Annotated in this window: 17 protein-coding genes; all 17 read right to left on the minus strand. The window is 49.8% G+C overall.

Annotated elements, in window-relative coordinates; translation table 11 throughout:
- Positions 1–128: 128 nt before the first annotated feature.
- The 17 genes from ACZ5R2_RS08985 to ACZ5R2_RS09065 all read right to left on the minus strand — a co-directional run bounded on the left by ACZ5R2_RS08985 (position 129) and on the right by ACZ5R2_RS09065 (position 19,462).
- Positions 129–1,559 carry a GumC family protein gene (locus ACZ5R2_RS08985; RefSeq protein WP_464901930.1) on the minus strand — a complete coding sequence of 477 codons (1,431 nt, stop codon included), beginning with the start codon at positions 1,557–1,559 and terminating at the stop codon, positions 129–131.
- Positions 1,556–2,671, minus strand: a complete 1,116-nt coding sequence (locus tag ACZ5R2_RS08990) for a glycosyltransferase (RefSeq protein ID WP_464901931.1) — start codon at positions 2,669–2,671, stop codon at positions 1,556–1,558. The genes ACZ5R2_RS08985 and ACZ5R2_RS08990 overlap by 4 nt, the downstream gene beginning before the upstream one ends.
- Positions 2,664–3,413, minus strand: coding sequence for an acyltransferase (locus ACZ5R2_RS08995; protein WP_464901932.1), 750 nt, complete (start codon positions 3,411–3,413; stop codon positions 2,664–2,666). The genes ACZ5R2_RS08990 and ACZ5R2_RS08995 overlap by 8 nt, the downstream gene beginning before the upstream one ends.
- A 121-nt stretch (positions 3,414–3,534) precedes the next feature.
- Positions 3,535–4,920 carry an O-antigen ligase family protein gene (locus tag ACZ5R2_RS09000; RefSeq protein WP_464901933.1) on the minus strand — a complete coding sequence of 462 codons (1,386 nt, stop codon included), beginning with the start codon at positions 4,918–4,920 and terminating at the stop codon, positions 3,535–3,537.
- Positions 4,917–6,407 carry a lipopolysaccharide biosynthesis protein gene (locus ACZ5R2_RS09005; RefSeq protein ID WP_464901934.1) on the minus strand — a complete coding sequence of 497 codons (1,491 nt, stop codon included), beginning with the start codon at positions 6,405–6,407 and terminating at the stop codon, positions 4,917–4,919. Before ACZ5R2_RS09005 ends, ACZ5R2_RS09000 begins: the two co-directional genes overlap by 4 nt.
- Complete coding sequence (locus ACZ5R2_RS09010) at positions 6,404–7,558, minus strand: glycosyltransferase family 4 protein (protein WP_464901935.1); 1,155 nt, start codon at positions 7,556–7,558, stop codon at positions 6,404–6,406. Before ACZ5R2_RS09010 ends, ACZ5R2_RS09005 begins: the two co-directional genes overlap by 4 nt.
- Entirely contained in the window at positions 7,545–8,798 is a 1,254-nt protein-coding gene (locus ACZ5R2_RS09015; protein WP_464901936.1) for a glycosyltransferase, read from the minus strand. The genes ACZ5R2_RS09010 and ACZ5R2_RS09015 overlap by 14 nt, the downstream gene beginning before the upstream one ends.
- Positions 8,799–9,136: 338 nt before the next feature.
- Positions 9,137–10,219, minus strand: coding sequence for a glycosyltransferase family 4 protein (locus ACZ5R2_RS09020; protein WP_464901937.1), 1,083 nt, complete (start codon positions 10,217–10,219; stop codon positions 9,137–9,139).
- A gap of 18 nt (positions 10,220–10,237) precedes the next feature.
- Complete coding sequence (locus ACZ5R2_RS09025) at positions 10,238–11,698, minus strand: sigma-54-dependent transcriptional regulator (RefSeq protein ID WP_464901938.1); 1,461 nt, start codon at positions 11,696–11,698, stop codon at positions 10,238–10,240.
- Between the two features lie 47 nt (positions 11,699–11,745).
- The gene (locus ACZ5R2_RS09030; protein ID WP_464901939.1) at positions 11,746–12,105 is read right to left on the minus strand and encodes an Hpt domain-containing protein; all 360 of its coding nucleotides are present in this window, start codon (positions 12,103–12,105) and stop codon (positions 11,746–11,748) included.
- A gap of 42 nt (positions 12,106–12,147) precedes the next feature.
- Complete coding sequence (locus ACZ5R2_RS09035) at positions 12,148–12,837, minus strand: P-loop NTPase family protein (protein ID WP_464901940.1); 690 nt, start codon at positions 12,835–12,837, stop codon at positions 12,148–12,150.
- Positions 12,837–14,936 (minus strand): SLBB domain-containing protein, encoded by a 2,100-nt coding sequence (locus ACZ5R2_RS09040; protein ID WP_464901941.1) that lies wholly within the window; start codon positions 14,934–14,936, stop codon positions 12,837–12,839. Before ACZ5R2_RS09040 ends, ACZ5R2_RS09035 begins: the two co-directional genes overlap by 1 nt.
- Positions 14,923–15,750 (minus strand): OmpA family protein, encoded by an 828-nt coding sequence (locus ACZ5R2_RS09045; protein ID WP_464901942.1) that lies wholly within the window; start codon positions 15,748–15,750, stop codon positions 14,923–14,925. The genes ACZ5R2_RS09040 and ACZ5R2_RS09045 overlap by 14 nt, the downstream gene beginning before the upstream one ends.
- Before the next feature lie 65 nt (positions 15,751–15,815).
- Positions 15,816–16,175, minus strand: a complete 360-nt coding sequence (locus ACZ5R2_RS09050) for an STAS domain-containing protein (protein ID WP_464901943.1) — start codon at positions 16,173–16,175, stop codon at positions 15,816–15,818.
- Between the two features lie 163 nt (positions 16,176–16,338).
- Positions 16,339–18,051: an ATP-binding protein gene (locus ACZ5R2_RS09055; protein ID WP_464901944.1), complete on the minus strand. Its 1,713-nt coding sequence runs from the start codon at positions 18,049–18,051 to the stop codon at positions 16,339–16,341.
- A 43-nt stretch (positions 18,052–18,094) separates the two neighbouring features.
- Positions 18,095–18,634, minus strand: a complete 540-nt coding sequence (locus ACZ5R2_RS09060; protein ID WP_464901945.1) for a heme NO-binding domain-containing protein — start codon at positions 18,632–18,634, stop codon at positions 18,095–18,097.
- Between the two features lie 111 nt (positions 18,635–18,745).
- A complete protein-coding gene (locus ACZ5R2_RS09065; RefSeq protein ID WP_464902345.1) occupies positions 18,746–19,462 on the minus strand; it encodes a 3'-5' exonuclease in 717 nt (238 codons plus the stop codon).
- Positions 19,463–19,468: the final 6 nt, after the last annotated feature.

Genomic DNA, 19,468 nt, shown 5'->3' on the forward strand with positions numbered 1-19,468 from the left:
CTTGCAGAGCGTTCGGTTTTTAAGAGTTACTTTTATAATGCAGGGGATGTGCCAATTTTTAAGTGTTTGTTTAATATAACAAATTGGTCTTAGGTTGATAATTTCTCAAATTGAGAATGAATCTGACTCTATGGCTGATTAAAGTTGGGTAAGGTCGCGATCACAGGGATGCTGGTGTGTTTACGTATGTCCGCTGGATTACGAATCGTCGAGTCAAACAGCTCAAAAATAACCGCGATGCCGATGCCGAGCGCAAGTCCACCAACAATGCCTGCGATAACAAAAACAATAGTCGGAAGGTTAGACGGGCGACTTGGTGTGTAGGGTAAGTCAATGATCTTGACACGTTTGTCTTGCTCAAACTCACCTAGTGAGCCGGTAAGCTCTGCCATTTCATACCGTTGTAGCAGCTCTTCATACAGATCACGCTTGAGCTCAACATCACGTTGTAGGCGATAGAACTGCTTAACATTGTCGCCATAGCTAAGAGTTTGTTGCTCAAGCTCACTAATCATGTCGCGCATCCGTGCCGTCTCTTCCTTGAGTGCCTCGTAGCGCCCTCGAACTTGTTGCAGGCTTTGCAGTTGACTCATCAACAAGGGCTGCATAGCACTATTGGCTTGAAATTTTTGGCTGCTCGCCATATCCCATAGCTGGTCAGTATTGAGGTTTGGTTGCTGAGAGGTGAGCAGTGCCTCGCGCTCTTGCTCTAGACGGGCGAGTTGGCGCAGCTTGGCCTGCACTGAACTGTGGCTGTCGGTATATCTAGCTTGGAGTAGGGTGAGCTCACTGCGCGTTTCAATGATCTGCTCTTCGATTCGACCGACTACTGGGTTGGTCTGTGAAAGTTGCTGGTCGAGTGAACCAAGGCTGCTTTCGACGCCATATAGCTCGGCTTCTTTTTCGGCTAGGCTCTGCTGCAACGAGGCGAGACGAGCAAAACTTTGTGACTGTAGCTCTGGGGTTAGTGCATTGTTTTGGTTGGTATAATCAGCCAGGCGCTGCTCGGCGGCCTGCAGCTCAGCAAAGCGCTTGTCCATATGCTGGGCGAGAAAGGAGCTTGAGTCACGAATGGAGGAGCGCTCTGGTGCTAGGATCTGCTCGATAAAGTGGTCACTGACCGACTCGAGCATCTCTTTCATCCCGTCTGGCGTTGAGGCGGTATATTGGATCTTGAGTAAGTCCTTGCCCATTTGCGATACCGTCAGGTTGGCGGCAATCTTGCCAATAATATAGTCTTTTTCTGCATCACTGGTTTGAGCGTTGATCAGGTTACGTTCGGTGGCCACGAGTGTCAGTACATGGCGACTTTTAAGCAGGGTTTTCACCGCATTGAGTCGATCATTGAGCATGGTCTCGACAGCGATATCCTCCAAGAATGGATTCATCTTGGCGGTTTCTTGGATCAGCATACTGGTGTGTGAGATGTACTGGGTAGCCGCCAGTTTTGATACCCCAACGGCTGCCATTGGTAAGACTAACATCGGGATTAAAATGACCCAGCGGCGGCGCCATGCGGCAAGTATGATGCACGTTAGTCTTACTTTTAAATCGCTCATAGTAACTCCAGTAACCAATCAACGAACAGTGCTCGTGATGCCCAGCTTTCCTGCTGGATAGATTCGGGACGAGTCGCGACCAATTCCGAATCTTGTTGTAGGGCAATAATCAGCTCTTGTGTGCTAGTGACCTGATTCAGTTGGCCTTGATAGGGCCTCGCCGCTGGAAAAGGGGTATGTATCACTGGCTTACCCGTTGCAATATACTCTAGCAATTTTAGCGGACTGCATGCTTGGATTTGCTTATTATTTTTGAAAGGTAGCAGACTCACATCCCAATGTTGACTGTATCGTGGTAATTCTGCGTGCGGTTTTGCGCCGAGTAGGTGGATATTGGGCAGATTTTCAAGCTTTGGCTGCTTAAGCTCATTTTTGCCAATAAATACGAAGTTCCAATTTGGCAGGGCCTTGGCCGCAGCGTTGATCATATAGTAGTCAAGCCACTCTGATAGGCTGCCGTAAAAACCCGCTATGGGCTTGCCTTGTGGTAAGTCGTCTGCACGCGGCACCGGTGTAGAGAAGCGCTGATAATCGACACCGTGGCGCAGGACATGAGTCTTATGGTGAGGAAACTTGTCAGCGATGTTTTGACTGGCCGCTAAGACGATATCCGCCTTGGTCACCAAGGTTTGCTCGTGCTGGGCAATTGTCACGTGGTCGACGCCAGCCAAGGCTTCAAAATCATCACCACAATAATACACGACGGCACGCTCTCCCAACTCACCAGCCAGATCGGCGGCAGTGGGGAGTGATGACCATAGGATCGGGTCTTTAAACCCATGCTTTGCCAACAGAGGCTTAAGCTGCGCCAGCATCATATTTTTTGCCACTGAGCGCTCCCAGGGCCGGCTTGGTGCTGGGATAGTGCGCAAATTGACGACATGAATATTATTTGGTGTATGAGTTCGCGCTTCACCTTGGAAATCTCTCTTGCCACGTCCTGCAAGCTTTTGTACCACGCGCTTTGCATCACTAGTAGTCATGCGCGGCTTTCTTAACCCAATTGAGTTCACCCACAGTATCTTACGCTCAGGATTAAGATTAGAAATCAAATGCTGAGTGCTGGATGGAAGACCGGCAAAGTCCTCACCGAAAACGATAAGATCACGCATGGTCCACCTCCAATGTTTGCTCAGTCGCTGCATTGTCCAGGGTCTTGATCACTTTGGCAGGTACGCCAGCAGCGATAACATAATCAGGAATATCTTCGGTTACCACGCTACCCGCCGCAATGATGGCGCCCTCACCGATCGTGACGCCAGCTTTGACGATCACGTTGGTTGCCAGCCAACAGTCTTTCTTAAGTATAATCCTACCCACTTGACTCAAATCATCGGGTGCTCCCGCAGCGCGTCGCTGAGCATCGAGTGGATGGCCGGAGTAACCGAACAGATTGGCTTTGCCCGCAATGCGGACATTGTCTTCAATGATGACCTCAGTTCCCACGGCGATGGTGGTTTGCCAGCCAATGCCCACATTGTGGCCAATACTTAGGTGCGGTTTCTGTGTGTGGCTGCTGGCCGAAAATGTGGTTTGTCCGGAGATACGGCAGTCATTGCCTACGTCAATGTTTAATGGCCCGGAGATAAAAGGCATGCCTGCATAAAGATAGAGGCGATCACCACAGGCATTGCAGCGACCGCGAAAGGCCGGTGTTTGCACTAAGATGCGAGTGAGGTTACTCCATGTATTACGGCCAAGTGTGTAGCTGGTATAGAGCAGCTGATTGACTAGGCGTGGGTAGCGTACATCACACACGCGGATGCGCTTGGCGACGGCAAATAGTCGTTTGGCGACAGGGCTGTCGCTGTTTTTTAGCCAACGTTTGAGTTGCAGGGTCGGGGCATTCATCATGGTGACGTCCTCTTGTAATCGAAATTTGCTAATTAGCTTGTGTCAGATTGAGAAGCCAATTGCGCTGAGTTATCAAGAGTGTTTCATATAACGTGCCAAAAAATTAAGCCAATAAAAACAATTAGTTAATATGGCTTGGATTATCCTTCTCAATTTGAGAATCGTTTTGAACAATCGTCGAGATGCAAATAATCAAGGCGGCTAGGATATAAATTGGCCAGACAAAACCTTGGGTAAGGAAGGTACCCGACACCACGGTGCCCATCAGACCCGCCAAAACGGCTTTGGATGCCGAAACGAGATAAGGGGGCGGAGAATGGCTGGCATTGAGGGTGTCTAATGAGCGCTTGGCAGTGCGTGCCAAAGAGACAATCATCGCAATAAAGACGGCCAGTCCAAGCATGCCAGTTTCGCCAAGCACGCCAAACCAAGTACTGTGAACCGCGTGAGGTAACCCATCCCAATGAGAGCTGTAGTAGTAATAGTTTGAATAAAAGTTATTCAAGCCCACTCCGGTAAGCGGGTTGACTACCGACATACGCGCAGCCGCCTCCCAAGCATACAAACGGCCCATGGCTGAAGCATCAATCCCTTCTTCCGCAGCCCCTCCCGAGGCGCGATCTGAAATTCCCGCCACCGCATAGAGAAAGGCCATGCCACAGATGCCGATAGAGATGAGCAGGAGCTTAGATTTAATCGCTTGCTGCATAAAGATGCCATACACAGTGAGCATGCCAAGCAATCCACCGCGGCTTTGGGTTTCGATGATGGACAGCGACAGTGCCGCAGCAACGATAAAACCAAAGGTGCGTGGCAGCCAGCCAAGTCGAGGGTTAAATAAAAAGCTAACCGAAAAGGCCAAAGGAAACAGCAATACTAGGGCGAGATCATTGGGGTCGCCAAGCATGGAGCCAATTGCGCGTCCTATTGTGACACGTGAGCCTTCCACTAGACCAATCCCGGCTTGAGCATTATAAAGTGCGACACTGGCCACCAGTAGACCCGACCAAACAATCAACCAACAGGTTTGGGTCAACTGCTGCTTATTATTAACAATCCAGATGATGGCTAAGGTCATTATGATGATCTTCCAGTACACCGATTTATAAGAGCTGATTGCGATCCCTCGGTTAGAGGCGAATAACAGCCCAATGGTAACCAGTGCCCAGAAGAGCACCAGCCATTTCATCGAAGGGTGCCAGTACAGATCAAGCGTACGGCTAATAAACACATGCCAGCACAGAGAGGCAAGTGCTCCCAGTGAGAGCAACAGCGGCAGTTTGAGCGGCATCAGTTGTGGAATGACCTCATGAATACGGAAAAACGAGAACACCACAAACAGGATAACAAACCAAAATAGTTGGCGGATCACGACCAAAATCGCCAGTGGTAGCGCACACAGCGCAACCACTAAAGCCGGGTGGGGAACAAGGACCCACAACGCTGCAATCAGAACGGCAAACAAACCGGTTAGTATCGGGGCTGGTGTGAGCAGCGAGTGCTTCATAGCGACTTTCCGCTGCCGATAACCTCTTTTTGTTCACGACCGAGGCGCTTGTTCACTACCCAGTTGCCAGGGGCACTAGTCAATCGTTTGAACACGTCTGGCAGAGTGAGTGAGGCTAATACGAGGCTGTAGACAAGCCAGATAAGCAAATGAAGTTGTGGCAAGTTTGTCTGATGTAGCGAGATTAATCCGCTTAGGGTGAGCGCTACCATAAGACAGATTTTGCCAGCGTTGTACGGTAAGCGATAGCTGCGCTGGCTAGCGATATATAGGGTGGCTGCGCGCAGGGTTTGCGCTATGCCGATGATAACCATGACCGCCCATACGCCATGTTGGTAAGCTAAGGATACACACCCTAAAGCCAAGGTACAGGTAGCAAGGTTAATGTAAAACAGGGTTGAAGAGCGCTTGTTTTTCAGCAGCCCAAGATTAACCAGCTCACATAGCTCCTTGCCCAACACCATGAAAATAGCACCGGTGAGGAGCTCGGCGGCTTGTGAATAGCTTTGAGTCAGGATCAACTCGAGCGTCCAGCGACCGAATACCACCACGGAGATGGCAAGAAAGCAGATGTAGGCAATGCCTCGTTCAGTGATGGTTACTGTACGCTGAATCGATTGTTCTAACGTCGCAAAGCGTTTAGGTAGCCACCACATCCCAAAGGGTTGGACTAGGATGCACATCGCCAAAGCGAACTTGGCGGCAATCGCATATTGACCGAGTACGGCAAAAGAGTCTCCCTCAAGAATAAACCAACGCTCTGCGCCGTTAAGGCCAAAAGCACATAAGCCTGAGAGCATGATCGGCGCAGAATAGCGAATCGATTGACGGACAAACTCCCTGTTTGGCATGCGCAGGCGCAAGCGACTGGTTTGCACGACCCATATGAGCTGGAGTACGTGAGCAACGAAGCTAGATAGTAGAACACCTTCGATATCGAAACCAAGCTCGAGTGACGCGATCACCATTATGACTTGCAATGTGCTTGTCACAATGCAAATCATGCTGAAGGTTTTCGCGCGATTTTGCATTCGTAGCCACGCCAGCGCCATTGCTAGTGCGCCCTCGATCCCCAGTGAGCCGAACAAAATCAAAAAAGGGCGCTTGTCTATTTGCCACTCACTAGGCCAACTGAACTGCCAGAGGGTGGTAACAATGACCAAGGTTGCTGAAAAAGAAAGAACTAAGGTGAGAGTAAACAGGTAGTTGGCTATTTGTCTTTGCTGTTTGCCCTTTGCCTCACCAGCAAATCGATAGAGGGCCTCGTGCAAAGCTAACGAGAACAAGATGCCTAACAGCGCGCCGGTTACGGCTAATATTTCCAGCCGACCTAGCTGCTCAGGTGACAGATAGCGGGTGATGATCGGCAGCATAAGGAGTGACAGCCCCTTCATAAAAAACAGGGCAATTGCGTAGCTGAGCATATCTCCTGCTTGAGAGCTGAGTAGGGCTCTGCATTTACTTACCACACTGGCGCTGCTTATCATGATAATTCTCCGGTTGCGTTGGTCGGTATCGAATTTGGAGGTTGCTCTATGGCGCGGGCGATGGCGCGATAGGTAATCTCTGCACGATACTGCTTTGCAATTTTCTGACCATTAATGCCAATATTTTTGTAGTGTTTAAGATTGTCGCAGATATGACTCAGTGTTTGGTTAAGGTCGCTGACATCTCCAGCTTGGTACTTTAGGCACGAGTGGTCATGCCGTAGGTGGCGATCCCAGTAGGCACCGTCGGCAGGGATCACAACAATCAAGCCAGCGGCCATTGCCTCGAGAGTAGATAGGCCGAAGGGCTCTTGCTGGCTCGTTGAGACGTAGATATTGGCCAGCGCGCGCAAATCATCGATATTGTTGGGGGATTGATGCCACTGACAGTTTGGCAGGGTCACAGGCGCTTTGGTGACTTCTGCCGTGGTTTTTTGTGGACGGATAAAGCAGATAGTGCTGCGCAGCTGTTGGTTAAGTTGATTGGATTTGAGGGTATCAATCAAAAGGTCTAGCCCTTTCCACTTGAGCAATGACGCAGCCCAGAATAGGTGAGGAGAGTCAAAGGCATTAGGCTTTAACTGCTGTGGCCACAGGTACTCGGGTAGCCCGTTAACAAAGGGCTCGAAGTGTTGAGGTAAGGTTTGATTGTCAAATAGAGCTTGCAGGCTATGTTGGGCAGACTCGAGATAGAAAGTGCGATGACCCTGAGCAACACACCAGCGTGAGGCCCGACTGGCACCAACCGAACCATGAACTAACTGCACAAGGCCCAGTCCGGTCAGTCGAGCAAGCACATAACCGGCAAAGTCGACGCCAGGACCCGATGCCAAAAGCAGCTTCTCGGGCTTGCTGATATTGCGTAAGGCCACGCAGAGCGTATAAGGCATCAGCCAAAGCAGTAAGTACATCTGCTTTAACCAATAGCCTTGGCCTTGTGTTTGGTTTGCCAGCCAGGCCGGGATAATGAGTTGCTGAATACAAATATTTTTAGATTGGCTCACACGCCAGCTCTCAGCACTGGCTGACAGTACATGATAATGGATATCGGGTCGTGTTTGCTCCATCGCGTGCCGAGTCGCCACTTTGGAGCCTCCATGGAATGGGATTGGATCAAATACGATCACATGGCGTGTCTTAGCATTTTTCATATCGAGATCCTTGGATAAAAAAACGCGGCAAGCAGTGTTTTTGCACCACGGTTTTTAATGGTTTCAACCATAGAAAAGCGAGCGATAGTAATGGGCGGCGTTCAAGAGGGGCTTCTAGTAACTGTTGATAGACATGCTCAATTTGCTCAATGTTCTTTTCGATGGAGAAATGCTGTTTGGCATGGTTTCGTGCACGGATCGCCAAACGCAGCGCGTACACGGGGTTGTTCGATAAGCAATTCACGTGTTGACAGATTTTCTCGATCGCTTGTTGATCGTTTGGATAGAGAAGTCCAGTATGTTGATGTCCGATAACCTCGACTATCCCGCCAGTCGACGGAGCGATGATCGGTAATTTCGCTAGCGCGGCCTCCACAAGCACCAAGCCAAAGGCTTCACTGCGAGCACCACTGATAAAGATATCGACCCCCGAGCGCAGCCAACGTGGGACATTATTTTGCTCGCCGACCAAATGCACCAGATGCTCAACGTTTGCAGCGCGTGCAAACGCAACGAGATTCTGCCTTTCGGGGCCCTCACCGATGATAACCAGGTGATGTGAGATTCCCTGTTGATTCAGGGTGCTGATTGCCGTTATTAGTCTATCGAATCCTTTGCGAGCAATGAGTGAGCCTACACTAAGCAGTACTTTTGCCTTGGGCTCTAAGCCTAAGTGGGCGCGAATATCCATACTGGGGATGCTGTGCAAGTCGGGGTCGGTGACACCATTGTGGATAATGTGCATGCGCTGCAAACTGTAGCCTTCATCAAGCAAGGGTTTGGCAGCAGCCTGACTGACGCAAAGGGTTGTGGGCACCGCGTGCAAGCCCAGTGTCAACCGATCATGTAAGGGGTAAGGGCAGTGTAAATGAGCAAGGATTGGCGTTTGGCTTTGGTGGGCGACTAAGGTCATCCATAGGCAGGGGGCTCCACTAGATACATGAATTAAATCAATGTTGTGCTCTGAGATAAGCGCTCGTCCTCGCTGGTACAGACTGATGGCAGTACCAAGGTCTAGTTTGCGCTTTTTGGGGTAGAGAGAGCACAGAGTTGGAAACGGAGTGAACTCGACATGGATGCCTTTACTTGCTACCTGCTGGGCTAGGGATGGGTTATTTGTCCACAAAAATCGCTTGTAGCGCGTATCAAGGCCATCAAGCAATTCGACCAGCATGACTTCGCTGCCACGAATCCAGTCTTCTCCGTAATGAACAATCAATAAATTGACCTGGTTTGTCATGCTAATCCTAATCGTGTTGTGGTGCTGGCTTCGAGTAAATCCGTGGCTTTACGTTGAGGAGTGCTAATTCATATAACGTTTTCGTTCTGCAACCCCTGTAAACAACGATTCTTAACCTTCATTTGCAAGCCAAATGCCAGATATTCAGTCAATAACCCATTAAATATCGGTACTAGAACCCAAGTGAACCTAGCCAAGGGAAACGGCTTAGTTAACATCAGTTGGGTCTAGCGTCAGTTTGCTTCTCATTTTGAGAAGCAAACTGCTCGATACATCCTGTATGTTGCCAATCTGGCTCCCATTATTGATATCAGCAAAGTGCGGGTGCCAGGTGCTCTCTAGCGATGGACCGGTTGACTGGACACATCGAGGGCGTAAAGAGCCATGACTTGCGGGATCACCGCTTGGGCAGAAAACCGCGCCCTAACTGTCTCGCGTGCCTTGTTCCTCAATGATTGTTGGTGAGTAGGAGAGGCCGCCAGCCAGTTGGCGATAAGAGTGGGGAATTGATCGCTATCTTGGACAATCCAGCCATTTTGCTTATGCTCAATCAAGCTGTTTATCGCTCCTACGGGCGCACTGATCACGGGGATGCCTCGCGCCATTGCCTCAATAGCCGTCATCGGCAACCCTTCAAAACGCGAAGTGATCAGCAACAAGCCTACCTGCTGCCACACCGCGGCCATATCTGCTTGAAAACCATGAATATGGCAATTGGGTGAAGCGTGTTGTTCGAGTTGCTCACGCATCGGGCCATCACCATAGATCTCGAACGACAAGTCAGGCATCTGCTTGGCGATTTGCAGCAAGATATCAGGCCCTTTTTCATGGCTGAGTCGACCGACAAACGCGATTTGTTCCCCGCTTGACGGTGTGATTGCCTCGGCGGTAATGAAATTATTGAGCACCACGCTCGGACAAGGCAGTTTATCGGCAACACCTTGACTGACCGAAATCACACGCGATGAGAGAAAGGCCGTGTATCTATCCAATAAATCATAGAGTCGCACGCGTCCCTTGGGCGTTTCTCCTGCATGAAAGGTGGAGAGTTGCCTAGTTCTGCCGCGCGCTAGCTTACTTATCAGGCTCGCCTTATAGCCGTGAGAATGCAACACGTAGGGTGAGAATCTTGTGATTGCGCGGTGAAGCTGACGCACCAACTTAACAAAGCTTTGCGTATTCGGGGCGTTGGCCAATTGACATAAGAATGAATAGGTAAGCCCAGCCGCATTCAGTCGCTCGATAATGGCGGAGGGCTGCTTGAACTGGCTTAGTAACACAACTCGGACGTTTACCCCGTGGGTGGACAATCCACGCGCAAGTTCAACCACATGAGTTTCTATCCCGCCAAAGCTTAAACTATCGAGTAGTAACCAGACCTCGTGTTTCGCTGGGGTTAAGCCGTCCGATTTGCGGTGCATGTTCCTCTCCTAGCGGGGTTAACTCTCTTCCGCTTCCCACTGCTGTTTTTTACGATAGACAGTTGAGGGGCTCAGGTCGAGCAACACGGCAGCATTCAACACGTTACCATCACAAAACTCGATGGCATTTTGGATTGTCTCGCGTTCGACTTGCCACATCGGCTTTATCGGCTGGGGAGCAGAGGGTTGTACAGGTACTTGCAGTACAGGCTCTGGGGTGGACTCACTCTGACTATTCTCGACTTCCGGTACCTCAACCACATCTGGCACCCTCACTGGCTGGGCGACAGGTTTTGGCTTGGTATCCGCTGGCATGTTGAGTGGCGGTGGTAGGTGAGTCATCTCAACATAGTCGCCATCATTGAGGACGACAATATTGCGCATAATGTTCTGCAGTTGACGCACATTACCAGGCCATGGATAGTTGAGCAGGTGTTTTTTAACCTCCTTGGAGAGGTCTTTGAATTTCTTGCCATCTTGCTTGGCATAGAGCTTAACAAAATGTGTGGCCAGAGTGACAATGTCACTTCCTCGCTCACGAAGGGGCGGTAGTTCAATGGGAATAACGTGAACGCGATAGTACAAGTCTTCACGAAAGCGTCCCTCGGCCACTTCCTTAAGGGGATCACGGTTGGTCGCGCAAATGATCCGACAATCGACTTTGACCTCACGAGTGCCACCAAGCGGGGTGAAGGTGCCTGTTTGTAAGAAGCGCAGCAATTTCTTCTGCATCTCCAACTCCATCTCGCACAACTCATCAAGGAACAAGGTTCCGCCATTGGCTTGCATCGCGGCTCCTTTGCGATCGCTGGTGGCGCCGGTGAACGCGCCTTTGACGTGACCAAAAATCTCACTTTCCATCAAGTCTTTGGGAATAGCACCACAGTTTATGGCGACAAAGGGCTTGTTAGCACGAGTACTTTCACGATGGATAGCTTCAGCGGTGACTTCCTTACCTGTACCACTCTCACCATGGACGAATACACTGGCAGAGGTTGGGGCAGCAGATTCGATGGTTTTATACACAGCCTGCATCCCAAGGCTTGAACCAATAAAACCATGAAAGTTAGTGCGATCAAACTCAGTCTCGAGTTTAGTGACTAAGGTTTCGAGCTTTTTACGCTTGAGGTGAAGTTGCACTGAGGTTTTGAGTCTATCAGCCTGAATCGGCTTCTCGAGGAAGTCCTCGGCGCCTTTCTGGATCAGGTTGACAGCGATATCGACCGAACCATGCGCCGTAGCGATAATGACGCTCACAGGGAACTCATTATCGACTATCCAGTCCAGAATCTCTTCTCCAGAGGTGTCAGGGAGCTTAAGATCAAGGATCACTAATTGTGGCTTCTGGTTTTCAATAAAATTCTTTGCTTCACGCCCCGTCTCAACGTGAAAAAGGTCGTATGGCTCATCTTTAACATACTGTTTGTACAATATGGCCAGCGAGGTGGAGTCTTCAACTAATAATACTTTGGGTCTCATAACGCATCCTTGTCGATAAAGCCAAATATCAGCTTAGGTAGAGCTCGTTATAGTGCTTGTTTGAGAGTCTCGAGCGCACTTCTCGATTGTTGGGCTATGCGGCCAACTTCAGTGTGCAGTGCAAACGCCTTGGCATGGTCTCCTTCTATGCATCGCTGTTCTATCTCGCGAGCCAACAAGCCTAGCGCTTGAACACCAAGCGCTAGGGAGGTACTGCCTAGCGTGTGCGCCTCAAACTCGAGCGTCTTGCAATCAGATTGTTCAATGGCTTTATCAATGTTCGCCAAACGTTGCTCGGATTCTTGTAGATAACTATCGATGATCAAAGGAAGTACCTCAGCACCGGTATCACTGATCATTTGGTCTATCGCCTGCTGGTCTAAAATGGGCAGAGATGAGTAAGCCATAATCTAAAATCCTTTATGATTTTTATTCAAATCTTCATCAGCTTAGACCGCCTGTCGGAACAAAGACGTGCGGCGCAGCCAATTTTTGATTCGCTGCTTGAATGAAGGTGTCAATAGCTGAGCCTTGTCCGCGACCCGCACGAGCTCATCAGCTAGTTGTGATTGATTGTGTTGGTTAAGAATGATGCCCACAATGCTTGCATCGGTGGTTTGCAGTTGCTCAATGGCTGCCTTGAGTTCCTCTTCTGTCGTCTCTCCTCCAGAGACCACCAACAGGGTGGCATCGGTTACATGGGCGATAGAGGCGGTGGGAATAGTAAACTGGCTGGTATCGTTTAGGGCGCAGGTATCAAACACAATTCGGTCATACTCTTGTGACCATTGAGCGACGCGCTGTTTGAGACTGTTTGGGTCGCGATAGAGCATTTGCAACGAGCGCTCTTTGGGGCTAGCAATACCGCAAAACACTTGCTTGGTTTCATCGCGCACGATCAGTGGTTGTTCATTGCCTTGGCTCGGGAGGGGCAGTGGGCTAAACGATGGATTAAACAGATTAAAGTCGACTAGCAGTGTTTTGTAACCGGCAAACAGATAGCGTTCGACCAGTGCAGATGCGAGGCTGGTAGCACCAGCGCCGCCTTTTACTGCAGAGACACACACGGAGCGCGCACTGGCAAGCTCCAGCTTGATAAATACCTGCTCTAGCTCTGCATGAATACTGGTAATACTCATTACAAGGCTCCTACTAGCACAATTACCGTGGCAAGGCGCAGCACATCATCAAGGACGTCACGCGCTTTTTCGACAAAGCTGTCGCGGCGGTTGGGAATAAACACAGTGTCACCGGCTCTAATGACCGGCAGACTGCGAAAATCAGCTGTCTTGCTAAACTCGATAAGATCAAATGTACGCGCCTGATTATGGCAGCAAGATAAGTTCACCACGCTGATTTTTTCGAGATAGGCATACTCTGATGGTCCACCAGCTTCGGCGATAAGGTCGAGAATGGTCATGTTATCGTTAAACACGTAGCGACCGGGATTATGCACGGCACCGAGCACGCGCACCGTGGACTCTTTGGAGTTGTCTAGCCAATTTCGGTCTTTTTCGGGAATAAAAATGGTATCGCCCGGCACCACCTGCGGCAATATGGACTCATCACCGGTCTCAAAGTAGAGCGAGAGATTCAGCTTACTCACACGGCTATAGGGAGCATCTCGATGGGTGACGCGTATATTGTGAATATCGGCATCCTTAGTGGGCCCATCGGCGGCAGCTAAGATGTCGAGCAGGTGCATCTCGCGTGTAAAGCGATAGCGCCCAGGGGCATTCACTTGGCCAAACACATAGATCGAGGCATCTGAGCTTTGCCGAACCCACTGTGATTTATTGTCAGAGGGATCTTGTGGTAAGTCATGGACACGAACGATTGTACCGGCGATGACCTCGGGGAGTTCACTGCGGCGCGCACCATTTTTGATGTAGGCATCGAGATCAAACACCACCACCGGACCCTTGCCGGTGGCAATCTCAAGACGTGTAGTATCAGCGCGCAGGGTGGGTCCACCTACATGCGCGAGCAGGTCCATGAGATCCATTTCGCTCGACCACTCAATTCTTCCCGGTCTTACCACCTCACCCATGACATTCACCGCGCGATCAGGCGAGATCTTGAGCCAGGACTTCTCGTTCATATCAGTCTTTTCCGGCACAAAAATCGCGTCGCCAGGCTGAATATTGGGTGGTTTCAGGCCATTTAATCCCTCGGTATAGGCGGTCAAATCAAAGCGTATGACCTCGCCACTCGACTTGAGCACCCGAATTTGTCGTGACTCGGCAAATCGAGTTGGACCGCCTGCATTGGCGAGGATATCCATAAAGGTTGCCCCTTTGTTGCCTTCAAAGGCACCCGGCGCGGCGACTTCACCCATGACATAAACTGTGTTGGCTCCCGCTTTGATTTCTTCCTCTGTTTTGGGGACGAATACAGTCGCTCCCGGAGCGATAGTCGGCAGCAGTGAAGCGTCGCCTGTATCAAGGTATTGCTTGAGGTTAAAAAGGGTCGGCGTGTTATCCGAGATCACGCGAATTTGCTCAACGCTTGCGTAGCGGGTTACACCACCGGAGCGCATCAGGATGTCGACCAAGTCGGTGTTCGGTTTATAGCTAAATGAGCCCGGTGCATTGACCTCGCCAAAAACCTTAATCGCCATCCGGGCATCGGCACTGTCACCCGCATTAGCAAGTTTGGCGGCATCAAACTCTTGTTCGATATTGCCGACTAGGGGAGAGGCGGGGACAAAAATCGCGTCGAGCGAGCGCAGGGTGGGAAGCGCATCACTATCGCCAGTATCTAAAAATAGCTTGTAGTTGAACTCGGTGGTTTCAGCCCCTCGCTTTAGTTGCAGTTTGTCCAGTTGTGCCCCGGGGCGTAGGCCTCCGGCTGCATAGAGTACCATCTGCACTGTCGAACTCTCTGCCAGGGTGTATTCTCCAGGAGAGCGGACATAACCTTGTACTGAGATAAGAATTTGTCGCTCAGAGACGAACACACGCAGATTGGATAAGTCGCGAAAAGCACCACTCAGAGCGTCGGTGATCACTCGCTCAAGCTGCTCATCGTCGTAGCCAGCAACATAGGTTAAGCCCACTTCGGGTAGGTTGATCCGCCCGGATTTATCCACCTGAAAGCCCTGATTGAGCGTTGACTCACCAGGTAAATTTATCTGGATAAGGTCGCCAATTTGTACTGGGCTTGCCAAGCCCGCGAGCGGACTAAGCAAGGAAGTAAGCAAGCAGGCAAGCAACAACCACAACCTAGCGCTTCTCATAGCCACCCCCCTGTGAGCGAGTCGAGATAACATCAACACTGACTCGGCGGTTGGTCAGGCGGACTCCGGGTGTATCGCCCTCAAACAGGGGTAGGGTTTCACCCACAGAGACGGTTTGAATTCGGTTGGGTGACAGACCAAATATTGTTAAGTAACGACCTACTTGTTGGGCGCGTCCCATGGCCAGTTTATCGTTATATTCAGCCGAGCCGGTTGCATCGGCATGACCTGTGACAGTCAAGTTTAAGTATTGATATTGCTTAAGAATATTGGCAGATTCGGCCAAGTTTCCCATGTATTTTGGATTGATTTCAATCGAATCAACCGCGAATTGATTGTCGACGTTTAGCAGTGCAACTAACTGATTAATAACAGCGACTTCGCTTTGAAAAGCCAAGTTTTGCTCAGGGGGAACACACTCGGCGTGATCGGTGACGTAATCAAGCCGACGTTCTAACAGAGATAGGTTCTTGCGCTGAATGATGATGTCGTTGGCGGCATCAATGAACAACTGTCCCTCGAGCTCACGGGCAATCCGGTTTTCTTTGGTCTTGGCTTGGACGACACTGGCGGGAAAGCACCACTCTGCTCCCTGTTGGATCAAGGCGTCGAGTTGCAACTTAGTCAGGTGAAAGTCAAAGCGCAGGCCATGCTCAGGGCCTAGCGGTTCGTCGGGAAGAACTGGAGAAAAATCAGACACAGCGGTGTATTCACCCAAACCGCCATTGCCCTCTTCAGGGTAGCTGGTGCAACCTGCCGCTAGGATAAGTGACACGGTTGCGACCACCACAGTGCTGATGTTGACTAACTTCATGACGTAATGCTCCTTGCGACGGCATTCTTTTATGGTTATTTTGTCTGGGCCAAGGAGTCTGGTTTTTAGTGTGCAACAAACAGTTCTCCTTGTACCGATGAATTCTGGGCTACTCTTTTGTTGAGAGGAATCGCCTGACCGATGCGCAGCAACTCCATCATTTTGAGCGGCTGACCATGGACATTCTCGATTCGCATCTCACGCTCGGCTTCAACCAAACGCTTGTAGAAATAAACAATCGCACCAATGCCCGATGAATCTAGAAAGTTGACATGTTGCAGGTCGATCTCTATTTCTCGGTGTGCGTCATCTTGTAATAGCTTGTCGATGCAAACTTGGGCTTGTTTGCTCCCAGAAGCGTCAAAGTCACCCAAAATCGCAAGAGAAAGTACATTGTCGTTTAGAGCAGTTGTATGTAGTTCCATGGTGTTATCTCCTAATAACGTGTCCGATGGTTTCTACAAAGCATCTAGTGTGCCAACTTATTTTTCTCTTTAAATACATAAATTTAGGTAAGTCTAGCCGTATTTTTCTCAAATTGAGAAATTTAATCTAGCCCAACCATGGGGTGTTTCTCATTTTGAGAAATTAACTCAACCATTTTGCGAGAGCGCCCGATATCTCTTCTGCTCGATAAGGCTTAGTCAAAATATCGTTCATGCCGGATTCGATACACAGCTCGCGCTCAGCAGCGGTGGTACTGGCTGTGAGGGCGACAATCGGACGCTGAAAACCAAGCTCGCGAATCTTGCTGGTGGCCTCGAAACCATCCATGATTGGCATGCGACAATCCATAAAGATCAGGTCATACTGTTTGTTTTTTACCGCCTCAACTGCCTCGACGCCGTTGTCTTTAATATCGGCACAGATGCCAATTTTCTCGAGCATCTTATTAATGATCAGCTGATTCATTTTGATATCTTCAACCACCAGCAACGACAGATTTTCAGGGATCACTGCGGCCGCTTCCTCGGGAGCTTTAGGCGCTGAGGACTCGGTTTGACTGACAAGTTTGAGCGGGATAGTGCCAAAAAAACGCGTACCCACACCAACTTCGCTGGTGAGGTCGACATCGCCCCCCATCAGCTCGATTAGCTGATGACAGATAGCAAGTCCTAAACCGGTGCCCTCAAAGTTGCGCTTACTTGAGCGATCTGCCTGGGTAAAGGGCTGAAAGAGTTTGGCCCTTGCTTGCTCATCGATCCCAATGCCTGTGTCCTCGACCTCAAAGTTCAATACCTCGGGTGACCAGAAAAAACGCACACTGACCGAGCCCGAGTCAGTAAATTTGATGGCGTTGCCGATGAGATTAACGAAGATTTGCGTGATCCTTTCTAAGTCTCCCAGCACCACCTTTGGTAATTTGGTGTCTTGGATGATGCTAAATATGAGAGATTTCTCTTGCGCCTTAGGCTCGAAAATACTGTTGAGTGTCTTGAACAAGGTCTCAAACTCGAACTCGCTGGGGATCAGCTCAAACATGCCTGCATTGATTTTACTGAAATCAAGCAGATCATTGATGATTACACGTAAGAACTCTCCCGACTGAGCCAGATTGTTGACTAGCTCAAGTTGCTGCTCGTCAAGCGTTGTTTGCTGGAGTAATTCTGAGCTACCGAGCAGGCCATTGAGTGGTGTACGCAGTTCGTGGTTGATCATGGCGACGAAATCGCGCGTTGCTTGCTCAGATTGTTCGGCCTTTTTGCGCGATTCGATATTGGTCACGATAATTAACTGACGATTGACCGCACCACTGAGCAGATCGCCAATCAGTTGAAATGACCGTTGGACGAAGTCCGACTCCAGCTCAGTCTCATCTAGCTTAATCACCAACCGACCGATGATCTTGCGCTGAGCTTTAAGCAGCATAAAGAAACAATCGTCTTGCCAGTGTGTTTTAGTAAAGTCCTTCGCCAGGTCCTGTTTACCATAAAAGGGCTTTTGCAGACTGGGCAGGAGATGGTCATTGAGACCGATGTAGACGTTGGCGACAGTGGGCATCTCGGTGATGCGCGCGACGAGATTAGAGATCAGCACATCATCAAGGTGATGATTTAGGAACGCTTGACCAAAGTAGATCAGCAGCGAGTCAATCTGCTGCTGAAATTCGAGTTTGACGATATTCTCAGCCGAGGCTTTCTCCAGCTGGGTGAGGGCGACTTCCAATTTTTGATTAGCGTAATAGAGATCGAGGCTTTTTTCTTCCAGTAGTTGCTCAGCTTGCTTACGCGCAGCATTCTCCCGCACAAGCTTTCGCTCGAGTGCTCTGGGTGAAATTGGTGGCTTGTTGTCAGAGCTCAATGGGACACCTTCAACTTCTCCAATGCCGCGCGTTCAGCCCGTGCTAAGCGGTTGTGACCGTAAAGCGAACATCGCTGCCTTGTTCATTTTGTGCCCACATCGCGACATCGATTTGCTGCTCAAAGTGATTGGCACACCCTTTAAGTAGCCCAAGGCAGACATGCGCCATACAGCGCGCGCTCTTATAATCGAACACCAATTCAGTTTCGGTTTCAGAGATAAACTCGAAGGTGGGTGGTTGCGCATCCGGGTAAAGCTTTTTCACCTCTACGTGAATGTACTCTTCCACATGACGGACGAATTCGAAGCAATGACTACAGTCTTGCAAAGCGGCTTGGTCAGGCAAGGTGGCGAGCAAGTTGATAAACACAGTCTCACCAAACACTTCCTGCAATTTATCTGCAGGGATTTCGGTGGTTTTACTCAAATTGACAATCAACTTAACCAGCAGTCGATGGTCGTAGCTGCCAACAGCGGTGTAGATACCCTCATCCTCGGAGAGGTCGAGGATTTGGTCAACAACCTCTAAACCGAACTCGCGCTCTACCAGCTCTAAAAATTCGGTGAATATGATCCCTTTCATAAAGACTCCCGCAGCAATGAAAATTTGAGTACTTACAATAACTAACCCCTAAAGTAGATATAGTATTGATTAGCTAGAACTCAAATAAACTCCACGCGGGTGTCTCTATTTTTAGATCCAAAAGTCTTTAAGGCGGTCTTGGTGCCACTGGTTGTGATGAATTTGCGCCTGTAACAGCTCAGCCGTGGCAATCGCATCGGTTAACGCATGGTGGGGGGAGTATTGCGGCAGGCCGTAGCGCTCTCGTGAATTTGCTAGACGCACTGACTCAGGGTGTTTACCTAATAAGCGCTTGAAAAGATTACCGTTCTTTCTCTGTTGTATCGAAGATTCAATCGCCATCGTGTCTATTAGCGGGAACTCGACCCCTTCGTTATAGCGGCGGCGAAACTCATGGTCGAGAAAGTCACGCTCAATACGGTGATAATGCACCACAGGCACAAAGCCCTGCATCTGTGAAAGTACCTCGTCAATCACATCCTCAAAATCGGGTGCGTCAATCAGATCAGAGTGGGTAATGCCGTGGATAACCACCGAATCATCACTCAGTTTTTGCTGGGGACGAACTTTCCACTCTTGTGCTTGACTTAGATAGATGCGGTTCAGATCGAAGGGTACGACGCCAATCGAGATGATGCTGTCATTCTTACAGTCGAGTCCGGTAGTTTCAAAGTCCATCGCAAGAAACTTCACCTCGCACATTGGTGTGTCATCTGCTGGCAGTGGAGAGCGGTAAAAAGATTGCAGCCCCGTATGCTGGCAGCGTCTCGCACGCTGGGCAAATTTGCCGTTCCAGTCGATCGCCGGAGCTTCGATTAGTCTTGATATCATCGG

The organism is Vibrio sabulosilitoris, from assembly GCF_055391395.1.